The sequence below is a fragment of the Micromonospora sp. WMMD987 genome (assembly GCF_029581435.1).
Taxonomy (GTDB): Bacteria; Actinomycetota; Actinomycetes; order Mycobacteriales; family Micromonosporaceae; genus Micromonospora; species Micromonospora rifamycinica.
Genome location: NZ_CP120861.1, coordinates 42,603 through 55,758 on the forward strand (window position 1 = coordinate 42,603; position 13,156 = coordinate 55,758).

General features: G+C 70.8%; 14 protein-coding genes. 10 read left to right on the top strand and 4 right to left on the bottom strand.

The features are described from left to right. Window positions 1-74: 74 nt before the first annotated feature. Window positions 75-677 carry a dTDP-4-dehydrorhamnose 3,5-epimerase gene (gene rfbC, locus O7612_RS00160; RefSeq protein WP_282269318.1) on the top strand — a complete coding sequence of 201 codons (603 nt, stop codon included), beginning with the start codon at window positions 75-77 and terminating at the stop codon, window positions 675-677. Window positions 678-888: 211 nt separating this feature from the next. Here rfbC and O7612_RS00165 read toward each other — a convergent pair whose 3' ends face one another. From O7612_RS00165 to O7612_RS00180, 4 genes are all read right to left on the bottom strand, one after another. Then, window positions 889-1,710 carry an NAD(P)H-binding protein gene (locus tag O7612_RS00165; RefSeq protein WP_282269320.1) on the bottom strand — a complete coding sequence of 274 codons (822 nt, stop codon included), beginning with the start codon at window positions 1,708-1,710 and terminating at the stop codon, window positions 889-891. Between the two features lie 102 nt (window positions 1,711-1,812). Beyond that, window positions 1,813-2,490 carry a class I SAM-dependent methyltransferase gene (locus O7612_RS00170; RefSeq protein ID WP_282269322.1) on the bottom strand — a complete coding sequence of 226 codons (678 nt, stop codon included), beginning with the start codon at window positions 2,488-2,490 and terminating at the stop codon, window positions 1,813-1,815. Then, a complete protein-coding gene (locus O7612_RS00175) occupies window positions 2,483-3,415 on the bottom strand; it encodes an SRPBCC family protein (RefSeq protein WP_282269324.1) in 933 nt (310 codons plus the stop codon). Before O7612_RS00175 ends, O7612_RS00170 begins: the two co-directional genes overlap by 8 nt. 98 nt (window positions 3,416-3,513) lie before the next feature. Further along, on the bottom strand, window positions 3,514-4,293 hold the full coding sequence (locus O7612_RS00180) for a cyclase family protein (RefSeq protein ID WP_282269326.1): 780 nt from the start codon (window positions 4,291-4,293) through the stop codon (window positions 3,514-3,516). A gap of 172 nt (window positions 4,294-4,465) precedes the next feature. Here O7612_RS00180 and O7612_RS00185 point away from each other — a divergent pair, with 172 nt between their 5' ends. The 9 genes from O7612_RS00185 (at window position 4,466) to O7612_RS00225 (ending at window position 13,043) form a co-directional block, all read left to right on the top strand. After that, window positions 4,466-5,008: a nuclear transport factor 2 family protein gene (locus tag O7612_RS00185; RefSeq protein WP_282269328.1), complete on the top strand. Its 543-nt coding sequence runs from the start codon at window positions 4,466-4,468 to the stop codon at window positions 5,006-5,008. 10 nt (window positions 5,009-5,018) lie between these two features. Beyond that, window positions 5,019-5,786, top strand: coding sequence for an SDR family oxidoreductase (locus tag O7612_RS00190; protein ID WP_282269330.1), 768 nt, complete (start codon window positions 5,019-5,021; stop codon window positions 5,784-5,786). 104 nt (window positions 5,787-5,890) lie between these two features. Next, a complete protein-coding gene (locus O7612_RS00195; protein ID WP_282269332.1) occupies window positions 5,891-6,226 on the top strand; it encodes an antibiotic biosynthesis monooxygenase family protein in 336 nt (111 codons plus the stop codon). 100 nt (window positions 6,227-6,326) lie between these two features. Next, window positions 6,327-7,595, top strand: coding sequence for a beta-ketoacyl-[acyl-carrier-protein] synthase family protein (locus O7612_RS00200; RefSeq protein ID WP_282269334.1), 1,269 nt, complete (start codon window positions 6,327-6,329; stop codon window positions 7,593-7,595). Beyond that, window positions 7,592-8,833 (top strand): ketosynthase chain-length factor, encoded by a 1,242-nt coding sequence (locus O7612_RS00205; RefSeq protein WP_282269335.1) that lies wholly within the window; start codon window positions 7,592-7,594, stop codon window positions 8,831-8,833. The genes O7612_RS00200 and O7612_RS00205 overlap by 4 nt, the downstream gene beginning before the upstream one ends. Beyond that, window positions 8,826-9,083: an acyl carrier protein gene (locus O7612_RS00210; RefSeq protein WP_282269337.1), complete on the top strand. Its 258-nt coding sequence runs from the start codon at window positions 8,826-8,828 to the stop codon at window positions 9,081-9,083. Before O7612_RS00205 ends, O7612_RS00210 begins: the two co-directional genes overlap by 8 nt. A 565-nt stretch (window positions 9,084-9,648) precedes the next feature. Next, window positions 9,649-10,494 carry an AfsR/SARP family transcriptional regulator gene (locus O7612_RS00215; RefSeq protein ID WP_282269339.1) on the top strand — a complete coding sequence of 282 codons (846 nt, stop codon included), beginning with the start codon at window positions 9,649-9,651 and terminating at the stop codon, window positions 10,492-10,494. Window positions 10,495-10,569: 75 nt separating this feature from the next. After that, window positions 10,570-11,727 carry a P450-derived glycosyltransferase activator gene (locus O7612_RS00220; protein WP_282269341.1) on the top strand — a complete coding sequence of 386 codons (1,158 nt, stop codon included), beginning with the start codon at window positions 10,570-10,572 and terminating at the stop codon, window positions 11,725-11,727. A gap of 47 nt (window positions 11,728-11,774) precedes the next feature. Next, entirely contained in the window at window positions 11,775-13,043 is a 1,269-nt protein-coding gene (locus O7612_RS00225) for an activator-dependent family glycosyltransferase (RefSeq protein ID WP_282269343.1), read from the top strand. Window positions 13,044-13,156: the final 113 nt, after the last annotated feature.

Genomic DNA, 13,156 nt, shown 5'->3' on the forward strand with positions numbered 1-13,156 from the left:
CTGACAGAACGGTACACTGCGACCAACGGCGGGGCCGATTTCGAAGCGAGCCGGATGCCTGCGGAGGTTGTTTCATGAAAGTGGAGAGACTTGCCATCGAGGGTGCCTGGCTTATGTCGCCAAGCAGGGCGTCGAGTGCGCCTCCACAGCCCCTTGAGTGGCATGGTATCGCGGTACTGGAGAAATACGTCGGCCACGAAATATCACTCACCATGGACAGCCTGTCGGTTTCCGCGGGAGGATCCGTCCGTGGGATTTATTACAGCGGCACCATCCCAGAATCGGCAAAATATGTAACCTGCATCAATGGTGCGGTCCAGGAGGTGGTGGTCGACCTCCGGGAGGGGTCACCCACGTTCGGCTGCGCCGACACGGTCGTCCTGGACGACCGGCGGAACTCCGGGCTGTACATCGCCGAAGGTCTCGGGCACGGCTTCTGCGCGCTGACCGAGGCGGCGACCACCGTCTACCTCAGGTCCGCGTCCCACCCGTCCGGGGACGAGGGCCGGGTGCACCCCCTCGATCCGCAGTTCGGCATCGAGTGGCTGACCGACGAGCCGGCGCTCACCGCGCAGGACGCCGCCGCGCCGACCCTGGCCACGTTGCGGGCGGGCGGCCGGCTGCCCCGCGTCACCGGGCCACGGGACGAGGCCAGGTTCACCCCGGCGTCACCCTGAACGCCCGGGCCGGACGCACCCCGGCGTCACCCTGGACGCCCGGGCGGACGCACCCAGGCGTCGCCCTGGATGCCCAGGCGGACGCACCCAGGCGTCGCCCTGGATGCCCAGGCCGGACGTACCCAGGCGTCACCCTGGATGCCCAGGCCGGACGCCGCAGGGGTGAGGGCGGAAAAACTCCCGCGCTCACCCCCGCCGACGACGCGACCGGTCAGCGGAACTCGTCCCGGTGGTCCGCAGCCCACTCGCGCAGCGTCCGGGCCGGCCGACCGACGACCTCGTCGACCGTCGGCAGCACCTGCTCCGGATTGTCGACCGTCTTGGCCCAGAGGCCCAGCAGCCAGTCGACGACGAACTCCGGCATCTGGTCCTTGACGTGCACCCGCCACTGGTCCGGGGTCAGTTCCTCGAACCGGATCTCCCGCCCGATGCCCTCGCCGAGCGCCCGCACCTGCTCGCTCTTGGTGAGCGACTCGGGCCCGGTCACCGTGTAGATCTTCCCCTCGTCGGCGGCCAGCAACGCGGCGGCGGCCACCTCGGCGACGTCCACCTCGTGCACCGGCGCCTGCCGGGCGGCGTCGTACGGCGCCCGCACCACACCCTCGGCGCGGATCGCCTCCGCCCAGTCCGAGAGGTTCCCCGCGAACATGCCGGGCCGGACGTGGGTCCAACCGATCCCGGAGTTCTCCACCACGACCTCCGCGGCCCGGTGGAAGCCCCCGGTGGGGTCGCCTTCGAAGGCCGCACTCGCCGACGACAGCAGGACGATTCGCGTGACGCCGGCCCGCTTGGCCAGCTCCACCACCTTCTGCGTTTCCCCGGCGACCACCAGATACAGCCGGTCGATCCCCTCGAAATGCTCGGCGATGGCCTCGGGATTTTCGAGATCACCGGCCACGACCTCGACGCCGGACGGCAGGCCGGCAGTTTCCGGCCGGCGGGTCAGCGCACGTACCTCCGCCCTTTGTGCGAGCAGTTTGTCGACGACGTGACGGCCGACTGTTCCGGTGGCTCCGGTCACGAAGATCTTCACACAAGCTCCTTCGTAGTGAGCGGTTTCGAGCGACCGTACCAACGTCCCGGCAAAATTTCACATGGCTCGTCAGGCGCCGCTCGCAGGCCCGCTGAGCTGGGCCTACAGGCTCACCTCGAACAATGCGACAGATCCTCGTACCGTCAGTTCGTAATCGGAGAACCGACGGGACAGCTCCGCCTCCAGGCCGTCGAGCGAGTCGTCCAGGTTGTCGAAGGTCCGCCTCTCGTTCAACGACTCCAGCAACCGTGACGCCTCGCTGCTGTGTCGGACACCGGTGCCCAGCACGGTGCTGCCGAAGATCCGTCCACCCGGTACGACGTGGACGCGCGCGTGGTCGAACACCCTGGCCTTGTGTGCCATGCCGCCGGGCAGGCAGTGCAGCAGGAAGTTCATACCCACCGAGTCGACCTTCCCGCCGTCGAGCGTGAAGGGGGACAACACGTCCCGCTCGAAGACGGCCGGTCGGAACCGCCGCAACCGTTCGGCCGCCTCGGCCAGCACGGTCGGGTTGAGGTCGACCAGCGCGATCCGGGGCCGGGCCGTGCGGTGCCGGCAGGCGTCCAGGTAGTACCCGGTGCCCGGCCCGAGGTCGAGGTGCCGTGCCCCGATGTTGCGCTCGTAGAGCCGGAGCATCTCGGCACTGTCGCAGAGCCAGATCCGCCGGCAGATCCGGTCGAGCACCACGCTGTCGTACTGGGTCAGCCACTCCCGGTCGTAGACGGCGGTGCCGGCGGCGACGTCCTCGCGGGTCGGCCCGGCGTGGAGGGGGTCAGCCATCGTGTCGCTCCTCGGCGTACGCCTTGGCCAACCGCAGGTTGCTCATGCTGTTGGCGCTGAGCACCCGGCGCAGGTACCTGCGGGCGTCGAGCACGGTGGTGTCCGGACCGAGGATCGACAACGCGGACGGCTTGATCACCGCGGTGTGCCGGGCACCGAGGATGAAGCCCTCCCGGGTCGGCGTGAAACTCCAGTGTCCGGTGTGGCCGTCCAGCAACTTCGGCAGGTGGATCTGCTTGTAGAGGATCCGGTGGTGGGGCAGGCAGACCCGGACCGACCGGGTGGTGTGGGGCGAGCCGTCCGGGGTGTGGGTGTCCATGTCGAAGAACTGGATGTTCGGGACCTTCTCCTCCAGCACCAGCCGCGACACGTGCGGGATCCGCTCCGGCCACTTGTCGGCCTCGTACAGGTACTCGTATGCCGCCTCGACGGGCCCGGCCACGAAGAGCGGATCCTCGAAGTCGACCACCAGGTCCCGGCGTTCCTCGTCGTGCTCCGCCGCGTGGCGCACGGCGTCGAGCAGGTCCCGCATCTCCCGCTCCGCGCCGGCCGCGTCGTGGCTGCCCTCCCCCACCACGCTCTGTTCCCAGCGGACCTCCGCGGTTCCGTCCGACGACGGGTGCACCGTCCAGCTGCCCCGCACCCCGGCCGCACCCGGCTGGTGGGGCGCGAACTCGTACCCGATGCGCAGTTGCTCACGCGCGAACCGCCAGTTCGCCTCCCAGGTCCGGACGGTGTGGTCGTCGATCACCCACCAGTGCCGGAAGCGCTGGCCGTGCCCGTCGACGCCGATCGGTTCGGCGTGCACGGAAGGACCGTGGAAGTGCGGCCAGCTACCCAGGTCGGCGATCAGGTCGTACACCAGCGACGCGGGTGCGGCGACCGGCACGGTGTGCTGGACGGTGTCGTGATTCAGAGTGGGCACGGTGCGGTACCTCCGGGGATGGTCGGGACGTGGGGCCACTGTTGGCCCGAGAGTCGTCGCTGTGGCTCAAGTACCTGTGGAACCTGGGTGGACCGGGCTCATCCGGGCAGGAGCGCCACGGCCCTGGCCCAGCCCGCGCCACCACCGGCGATCTTGACCGGGAAGCAGGAGACGTCGAACCCCGTCGGGCCGGGCAGTGCGCCGAGGTTGGCCAGCCGCTCGATCTGGCAGTACTCCCGCTCCCGGCCGGCGAAGTGGGCGGGCCACAGGACGGACCGGTCGCCCGTGCGCTGGTAACGCCGAATGATGTCGCCGAACGGCGCGTCCAGGCTGAAGGCGTCGGTGCCGATGACCCTCACCCCGAGGTCGAGCAGCAGGTGGGTGGCGGGGCCGTCGAGTCCGGCGAAGTCGGTGAAGTACTCCGGGGTGCCCACCCGCTGGTCGGCGCCGGTGTGCAGGAGCACGATCTCGCCCGCCGCGGGCGTGTGGCCGATCCGGGCGAACTCCTTCTCCAGCCGGGCCGCGCCGATCACCCCGGTCGGCACGTCGGTCACGTCGAGCACGACACCGGGGCCGTGGAACCAGTCGAGCGGTAGCTCGTCGATGTGCCGGGGGATCCCGGTGCCGTAGCCGCACCGGGATCCGTAGTGCGACGGCGCGTCCACGTGGGTGCCGGTGTGCGTGGTGAGCGAGAGCCGGTCGAGCGAGAGGAACTCGCCCTCCGGCAGGACCTCGGGGTCGAAGTCGATGCCGAAGTGCTCGCGCATCTCGGCACTCATGTGCAGCGCGCCCGCGCGCGGGCTGAGCACCTCGTGGACCACCGGATCGGGCTCGTGTGCCCGGGCGTCCACGGGCGAGGACAGATCGATGATGCGCACTGCTTCCTCCGGGGCTGTCGGCGGTGACCGGTCACGCCGATGCTCCCGGGCGTCGGGCCAGGACCGTTGGAGCTTCGCTGTACCCCGGCCTCAAGTAGGGCTCGAAACCGCCGTGCGACGGTGCCGACGGGCGGTTCCGAACCGTCCCGCACGCCTACCGGAACGGAGAGCCATGTCCCTGACGACGACGCGCCAGACATTCGAGCAGACCTATGCGGAGGTGCTGCAGTTCTACGCCGGGCACATCCAGGCGATGGACGAGGGCCGGGTGGACGAGGTGGTGTCGACCTTCACCGACGACGCCTCGCTGGTCTCCCCACCCAAGATCGCCGAGCCGGTCCGGGGCCGGGAGAACCTGCGGGCGGGCCTGCGCAGGGCGGCTGCGGCGCAGGCCGCCGAGGGGGTGCGCTACCGGCGGTGCCACACCATGATGTCGGTACGGCCCGGCCCGGACGGTGAGCTGTTCGTCCGGGCGTACGTGCAGGTGGTGCGGACGGGTCCGGAGGGCGGTTCCCACCTGCACGCGATGTGCGTCTGCGCGGACGTGCTGGTGCGTCGGAACGACACGTGGCAGATCCGCGAGCGCGTCGTCGTCCGTGACGACCACGACCCGGCCACCCGTGCCGGCAACGGTCGGGACGCCGGTCCCGGCAGCGGCCGAGACGCCGGTGCCGGCCACGGTCGGGTCGACTCCGGTTCGAGCGGCCATGAGTAGCTTTCCCGCCGTGAACACCTCCTCGGACCACGCCGCCGGACGCGGTGTCATCGTCACCGGTGGGGGCACGGGCATCGGCCGGGCCACCGCGCAGGCACTCGCCCGGCGGGGCGACCGGGTGCTGGTGGTGGGTCGCACGGAACGGACCCTCGCCGAGACCGCCGCCGACCACCCCGGGATCCACACGTTGGTCGCCGACATCACCGACCCGAACGCGGCCGGGCTGATCGTCGACACCGCGCTAGGCTCGTTCGGCCGGCTCGACGTGCTGGTCAACAACGCCGGGATCGCCGTTCCGGCACCGGCCGCGCAGATCGACCGCCGCAGCGCCACGGCGCAGATCGAGGTGAACCTGCTCGCTCCGATCTTCCTCACCCAGCAGGCGCTCCCCGCCCTCGCCGAGGCGGGCGGGACGGTGGTGAACCTGAGCAGCGCCGGCTCGCTGGGCCGCCGCGCCTGGCCGTACCTGTCCGTCTACGGCGCGAGCAAGGCGGCGCTCGACTTCCTCACCCGGACCTGGGCGGTCGAGTTCGCCCCCCGGGGCGTCCGCGTGGTCGGAATCGCCGCCGGGGTCGTCGCGACCGGCATGGGTGTCCGGTCCGGTTCCACCCCGCAGGAGTACGAGGGGTTCCTCGACCGGATCGGCAAGGCCACCCCGCTCGGGCGGGTCGGCCGGCCGGAGGAGATCGCCTGGTGGGTGCGGCAGCTCACCGACCCGGAGGCCGGCTACGCGACGGGCACGGTCCTCGCGGTCGACGGTGGGTTGAGCCTCACCTGACCCGGGTGCCGAGTGAAAGTCGAGCCACCCCCAAGAGCCATCGGGGAGCGTTGCCGACAGTCAGGACCAGCCAGTTCCATCGAGATCGTCGAGGGGTGCAGCAGATGCCGAGCACGAAGTACGACGTATCCGTCCCGGAAGCGGTGACCTTCGTCAACACCTTCACCGTGTCCAGCCCGCCGGAGGAGTTCGAGCGGGTGTTCGCCGAGATCTCGGAGTTCATGGCCGCCCAGCCGGGGTTCATCCAGTACACGTTGTCCAGGAACGTCGACGAGGACAAGCAGAACCGCTACGTCAACATCGCCCTCTGGACCGACGTCGAGTCCTGGCGGCGCGCGGTCACCCATCCGGGTTTCCAGTCCCACGCCCGGGAGATCCGGGCGCGCTGCACCAACGAGGCGAACATGTACGTGCCCCGCCAAGCCTATTCGGTGCAGTGATCCCGACGTCGTTCCCGACCTGCCCCACCGGGGGAACCCGGCGGGCGGCAGATCGTGGGAACCCCGGCCGGCCGGGCAACCGTTACGAGGTCAGACAGAGATGAAGCGTCGTGTCGTGATTACCGGAGTCGGAGTTGTCGCCCCCGGCGGCAACGGGACCAAGCAGTTCTGGGACCTGATCTCCGAGGGGCGGACCGCCACCGGGCGGATCAGCCTGTTCGACCCGAGTCCGTTCCGCTCCCAGGTCGGCGCGGAGTGCGACTTCGACCCGGCACTGGAGGGGTTCGGCCCGCAGCAGATCCGACGGATGGACCGGGTCACCCAGTTCGCGGTGGCGAGTGCCCGGCAGTGTGTGCAGGACAGCGGACTGGACCTCGGTGCGGTCGATCCCGCCCGTACCGGGGTCACCGTCGGCAGCGCGGTCGGTTGCACGATGAGCCTGGAGGAGGAGTACCGGGTCGTCAGCGACGGCGGACGGCACTGGCACGTCGACGAGGGCTACGCGGTGCCGCACCTGTTCGACTACTTCGTACCCAGTTCGATCGCCGCCGAGGTCGCCTGGGAGACCGGCGCGGAAGGTCCGGTGGCGACCGTCTCCACCGGCTGCACGTCCGGCCTGGACTCGGTGGGCCAGGCGGCGGAGCTGATCGCCGACGGGCTGGCGGACGTGATGGTCGCCGGTGCCTCCGACGCGCCGATCTCGCCCATCACCGTCGCCTGCTTCGACGCGATCCGGGCGACCACCCCCCGCAACGACGAGCCGGCGACGGCGTCCCGGCCGTTCGACCGGAGCCGCAACGGCTTCGTGCTGGGTGAGGGCGCCGCCATGTTCGTGCTGGAGGAGTACACGGCCGCCCGTCGGCGGGGGGCGCACGTCTACGCCGAGGTCGCCGGCTTCGCGTCGCGGAGCAACGCCTTCCACATGACCGGTCTGCGGCCGGACGGCAGGGAGATGGCGGAGGCCATCACCGTGGCAATGGACCGGGCGATGGTGGATCCCGGCGACATCGACTACGTCAACGCGCACGGGTCCGGGACGGTGCAGAACGACCGGCACGAGACGGCGGCCTTCAAGATGAGTCTGCGGTCCCGCGCGTACGAGGTCCCGGTCAGCTCGATCAAGTCGATGGTCGGCCACTCGCTGGGCGCCATCGGCTCGCTGGAGATCGCCGCCTGCGTACTGGCGATGGGGCACGGCGTGGTGCCCCCGACGGCGAACCTGCACGAGCCGGATCCGGTGTGCGACCTGGACTACGTGCCGCTGGTGGCCCGGGAGCACCGGGTCGACGTCGCCCTGACCGTCGGCAGTGGCTTCGGCGGCTTCCAGAGCGCGATGGTGCTGGCGAAGCCGGGGCGGGTGGCGCGGTGAGCGCCGTGGTGGTGACCGGCATGGGCGTGGTCGCGCCGACCGGGCTGGGTGCCCGCCGGCACTGGGAGAACACCCTCGCCGGGCGGAACGCGATCGACCGGATCACCGCCTTCGACCCGACAACCTACTCCAGCCGGCTGGCCGGGGAGATCAGGGACTTCGTGCCGGCGGACCACCTGCCGGGGCGACTGCTGCCGCAGACCGACCCGATGACCCGGCTGTCCCTGGTGGCGGCGGACTGGGCGGTGGAGGAGGCGGCGGTCGACCCGGGCGCCCTGCCGGAGTTCGGGATGGGGGTGGTGACGGCCAGCTCGGCCGGCGGCTTCGAGTTCGGCCACCGGGAGCTCGAGAAGCTGTGGAGCAGGGGGCCGGAGCACGTCAGCGCCTACCAGTCCTTCGCCTGGTTCTACGCGGTGAACACCGGCCAGATCGCGATCCGGCACGGCCTGCGCGGTCCCAACGGCGTGCTGGTCACCGAGCAGGCCGGTGGTCTCGACGCGGTGGCGCAGGCCCGTCGACAGGTGCGTGGCGGCACCCCGGTGATGATCGCCGGCGCGGTCGACGGGTCACCGTGCCCCTGGGGCTGGGTCGCCCAGCTCTCCGGCGGCGTCAGCAGGTGCGCGGATCCCGACCGGGCGTTCCTGCCCTTCGACGTGCGGGCCTCGGGCCACGTGCCGGGTGACGGCGGCGCGTTGCTGGTGCTCGAGACCGAGCGGAGTGCCCGGGAGCGTGGGGTGCGGTCCTGGTACGGCCGGATCGCGGGGTACGCCGCGACGTTCGACCCGTCACCGAGGTCCGGCCGGCCGTCGACGCTGCGCCGGGCGATCGAGCTGGCGCTGGCGGACGCCGGACTCACGCCGGACCGGATCGACGTGGTCTTCGCCGACGGTGCGGGGGTGCCAGCGCGCGACCGGGTGGAGGCCGAGGCCCTACTGTCGGTGTTCGGCCCCTACGGCGTGCCGGTGACCGTGCCCAAGACGATGACCGGACGGCTGAGTGCGGGTGGCGCGGCGCTCGACCTGGCCACCGCCCTGCTGGCGCTGCGACACGGGGAGATCCCGCCGACCGTCAACGTCACCAGCCCGGTCCCGGAGTACCGCCTCGACCTGGTGGTGCAGCCGCGGCGGGGCCAGATCTCGGCCGCCCTGGTGGTGGCCCGTGGCCGCGGGGGCTTCAACGCCGCCATGGTCGTGACGCATTCCGATCCCACCGCGAGAAGGATGCCAGAACATGAATGAATTTAAACTGGACGATCTCACGACGATTCTGCGCGAATGTGCCGGCGAGGACGACGAGTCGTCCCTCCGGGGCGACATATTGGACGTGGAGTTCGACAATCTGGGCTACGACTCGATCGCCATGATGGAAACTGCCGGCCGGATCAGGATTGATTACGGAGTGGTGCTGAGTGATGACGTCGTGTTGTCGGCCGGCACTCCGCGCGAGTTGCTGAGGTTGGTCAATCTGACCATGGCGGAGGCCACCTGACGCGGCCGGGCCGGCAGCCCCGCCCGGACAACGGATCTGATCGAAATCGGTCAACGCCCGGCGGGCGGCGGTCGGCCGCGACCGCTGGCCGGTCGACCTCCACGGTCCACCTCCGACCCCCGGCCGCCGGTCCGCCGCCCGCCGGCCCGGCTCCACCTCGGAACCGGTCGCCGGGCGGCCCACCGAGCGGAGCCGGGCGGCGACCCCCCGGGGGGGGGCGGCGCGGCGCGGACGGGCGGACCGACGGGTGGGTGGATTCGGTCCGGTCGATTGGCCCATAGGGACGCGTCGATGAGCTAATGCGCGTCGACACCCGTCCGCGACAGCCGGAAAGGCGGTGTGGTCCGCATCACAGCAGTGTCGGCTGCGGGCGCTTGACAAACGTTTGTAGCACCCATCATCAGACAGCTGTCGAGTCAATTTCTGAGCAGTAAAGTGCGGCGGCGCAGAGTGGCACTCGCATCACGCGGTCACCCATGGTACATTTGTCGGAACGCATGGTTCTTCCTTTCCGTAACATTTGAACCCGGGGGACGCTGTGGGAGTTGAAGGTCCAGCGGCGGCAATGAGTCTGGGAGTACTGGGTCCGCTATCCGTTCTCTCCAACTCAGTCAACAAGACGCCCAGCGCGCGAAAGCCACGCAATGTACTTGCGATGCTCCTCGTCCACGCAGATCAGGTGGTTCCGGTTTCCTCGCTGATCTCGGAATTGTGGGAGGACGACCCTCCGGTCAGCAGTTTGACCACCCTCCAGACCTACATCCTCAATCTGCGCAAGCTCTTCGTCGCGGCGACCCACCGGCCCGCCGCGGAGATCACCAAGGAGGTGCTGGTCACCCGGGTCGGGGGCTACATGTTCCGGAGCGAGACGAGCGTGCTGGACGTGCGCGAGTACGACAAGCAGGTTCTGGCCGGCTGGTCGGCGCTGGCCGACGGCGACGATCTCACCGGGATGACGCGGCTGACCGAGGCGCTGCGGCTGTGGCGGGGCGCGGCCCTGGTCGACGTCTCGCTCGGCCGGGTACTGGAGTCCAAGCGCCGCGAGCTGGAGGAGTCCCGGCTGATGGTGACGGAGTACCTGGTGGGAGCCAAGCTGCGGCTCGGCATGTACCGCGAGGTGCTGACCGAATTGGCGGCACTGACCGCCGAGAATCCGTTGCACGAGGGGCTACAGGCGCAATACATGCGGGCCCTGCACCTCGGTGGCCGCCGGGCCCAGGCGCTCGAGGTCTTCCACCGGCTGCGCCGTAACCTCATCGACGAGTTGGGCCTGGAGCCCGAATCGCAGGTGCAACGCGCCTACCAGGCGATCCTCAATTCCGACACCGAATTCGACCAGGAACTGCACCTGGTGCGTCCCCTGGCGGGCAGTCTCAGCAGCTCCGGCTGGGGACGCATCCGAACGAATTGACACGGCCCGACGCCCCCACCCGCCGATCGAGGCCATTCCGAGCACAATTCGAGCGGGTCCACACACAGTGGATGGGTGCTGACACAGACGGAAAGTGAACTCGGGCGGTCGTTGATGACCGAACGGGGAATGCAATGGCTGTACGCACACGGCGGCGATCCGCTCGCGACCCTCCTGCGGGCAGAGGACGAGGACCGTGGCGTACTCCTGCGGCGGATCCACGAGCTGGGGCCGCTGCGGCGCAGCCGCAACGGCGCCTGGCTCACCGGGGACCTCCTGCTCGGCCGGGAGATCCTGCACGATCCCCGGATCACGCCCGGCACACCGGACGACGTCCCCCAGGGCAACGACCTACGCCGACGGATCAGCGTCTTCGGACTGCCCGGACCGGTCTGGCACCGGTGGCGGGACCGGGTCGGACCGGGTCCGGACCGCGACGCGGTCGAGCAGGTCTGCCGCCAGCGGCTGGAGCGGATCGGTGACAGGTTCGACCTCGTCACCGATCTGCTGCGTCCGGTGCTGCTCGCGGTGGTCGCCGACCTGCACCGGGTGCCGGCGGCGGACCGGGCGGCCTTCGACCGGTGCTGCCTCGCGGCGGGACCGGTGCTCGACGCCCGCCTCGCCCCGCCGAGGCTCACCCGCGCCCGGGAGCTGATCGACGGCCTCGACGGCCTGGCAGCCCTGTACCGACGGCTCGTCGGCGGGGACGACGACCTGGTCACCGCCGCGACGGTGAGCGCCCCGGTCGGGGTCGAGGTGGCGGTCGACACCGCGGCCAACGCGGTCCGGGCGCTGCTCGACCACCCCACCGCGTGGCAGGCGCTGGCCGACGACCCCGACCTCGCGGAGCGCGTGGTGGAGGAGACGCTGCGGCACGACCCGCCGATCCGGTTGGAGAGCCGCATCGCCCGGACGGACCTGGAGACGGCCGGCCAGCGGATCAGCGCCGGCAGCGAGATCGTGGTGAACGTCGAGGCGGCCAACCGGGATCCCCGCCACGGCGCGGACCTCGCGCGCTTCGACCCGTTCCGCACCCCCGCGCCGGCGCACCTCTCGCTGACCGGAGCGCCGTACCTCGATCTGGTCGCCCCGCTGGTGCGCGTGTCGACCGCCGCGGCACTCCGGGTCCTGGCGACCCGCCGGCCCCGGCCGGGTCCGGACGGACCCGTCGTACGCCGGTTGCGCGCACCGGTGACCGACGCGATCACCCGGATGCCCGTGCGCACCCCCTGAGATCCGCCACCACGCCGCTCGTCCCCTCCGGAAGGAGACCCCTGCACATGCGTGTCCTCATCACGTCACTGGCGGTCGAAGCACACTTCAACAACACCGTGCCGCTGGCCTGGGCGCTGCGGGCGGCCGGGCACGAGGTCCACTTCGCCAGCCACCCGGCGCTGACCGGGACCATCACCGACGCCGGCCTGGTCGCCGTCCCGGTCGGCACGGACCACACCCACCACGACCTCGTCCGCGACCTCGGGGCGGAGCTGACCGGGTTCTACCGCGACATCGACGTCACCGGGGACCGCGGTGGCGGATACCGCGAGCTGAAGGGCGCGAACACCCTGCTGACCGCCACCTTCTACGCCCAGGCCAACAACGACTCGATGGTGGACGAACTGGTCGACTACGCCCGCTTCTGGCGGCCGGACCTGATCGTGTGGGAGCCGTTCACCTTCGCCGGGGCGGTGGCCGCGCGGGCGACCGGAGCCGCGCACGCCCGCCTGCTCTGGGGACCTGACCTGTTCCTGCGGACCCGCCGGATGTTCCGGGAGCGGACCGCCGAGCTGCCCGAGGAACGCCGGGACGACGCGCTGGAGGAGTGGCTGTCCTGGACCCTGGACCGGTTCGGCTGCTCCTTCGACGAGGAGGTGGTGACCGGGCAGTGGAACATCGACCAGATGCCCCCGAGCGTACGGCTGGACCTCGGGCGGCCGTCGGTGCCGCTGCGCTACGTGCCGTACAACGGGCCGTCGGTGGTGCCGTCGTGGCTCCGGACGCCGCCCGAGCGGCCCCGGGTGTGCCTGACGCTGGGCATCACCTCGCGCGACCTGCCGTACCCGAACATGGTCTCCCTGGACCAGCTCTTCGAGGCGGTCGCCGGGTTGGACGCGGAGATCGTGGCGACCTTCGACGCCGGGCAGCTCGCCGGGACGACCCGGCTGCCCGACAACGTCCGCGCCACGGACTTCGTACCCCTGCAGGCGCTGCTGCCGACGTGCTCGGCGGTGGTGCACCACGGCGGCGTCGGCACCTGGTCCACCGCCGCGGTCTGCGGCGTGCCGCAGCTCGTGGTAGCCGGCATGTGGGACAACGTCTACCGGGCCCGCCGACTGGCCGAACTGGGCGCCGGGATCTTCCTGCCGCCGGACGAGCTGACCCCCGCCGCGCTGCGGGACGGGCTGGACCAGCTCCTGACCAAGCCGTCCTTCCGCGAGGAGTCCCACCTGCTCCGCACGGAGATCGAGGCCGAGCCGAGCCCGGCCGCGGCGGTCCCGGCCATCGAGGAGCTGACCGCCCGGCACCGGTCCCGGCCATCGCGGAGCTGACCGTTTCGGCACCGACGGTCCCGTCCGTCGTCGCGGTGACCCGGTTCGAGCCGGGTTCGAGCGTGCCGACCGGCCGGAACCATACGTTCCCCCTGTTCCACAGCACACGAGGA

What these genes read in the sequence shown, in the direction of transcription:
- rfbC (WP_282269318.1), top strand. Translation starts at nt 75, where the DNA reads ATGAAAGTGGAGAGACTTGCCATCGAGGGTGCCTGGCTTATGTCGCCA.
- O7612_RS00170 (WP_282269322.1), bottom strand. Translation starts at nt 2,490, where the DNA reads ATGGCTGACCCCCTCCACGCCGGGCCGACCCGCGAGGACGTCGCCGCC.
- O7612_RS00185 (WP_282269328.1), top strand. Translation starts at nt 4,466, where the DNA reads ATGTCCCTGACGACGACGCGCCAGACATTCGAGCAGACCTATGCGGAG.
- O7612_RS00195 (WP_282269332.1), top strand. Translation starts at nt 5,891, where the DNA reads ATGCCGAGCACGAAGTACGACGTATCCGTCCCGGAAGCGGTGACCTTC.
- O7612_RS00200 (WP_282269334.1), top strand. Translation starts at nt 6,327, where the DNA reads ATGAAGCGTCGTGTCGTGATTACCGGAGTCGGAGTTGTCGCCCCCGGC.
- O7612_RS00210 (WP_282269337.1), top strand. Translation starts at nt 8,826, where the DNA reads ATGAATGAATTTAAACTGGACGATCTCACGACGATTCTGCGCGAATGT.
- O7612_RS00215 (WP_282269339.1), top strand. Translation starts at nt 9,649, where the DNA reads ATGAGTCTGGGAGTACTGGGTCCGCTATCCGTTCTCTCCAACTCAGTC.
- O7612_RS00225 (WP_282269343.1), top strand. Translation starts at nt 11,775, where the DNA reads ATGCGTGTCCTCATCACGTCACTGGCGGTCGAAGCACACTTCAACAAC.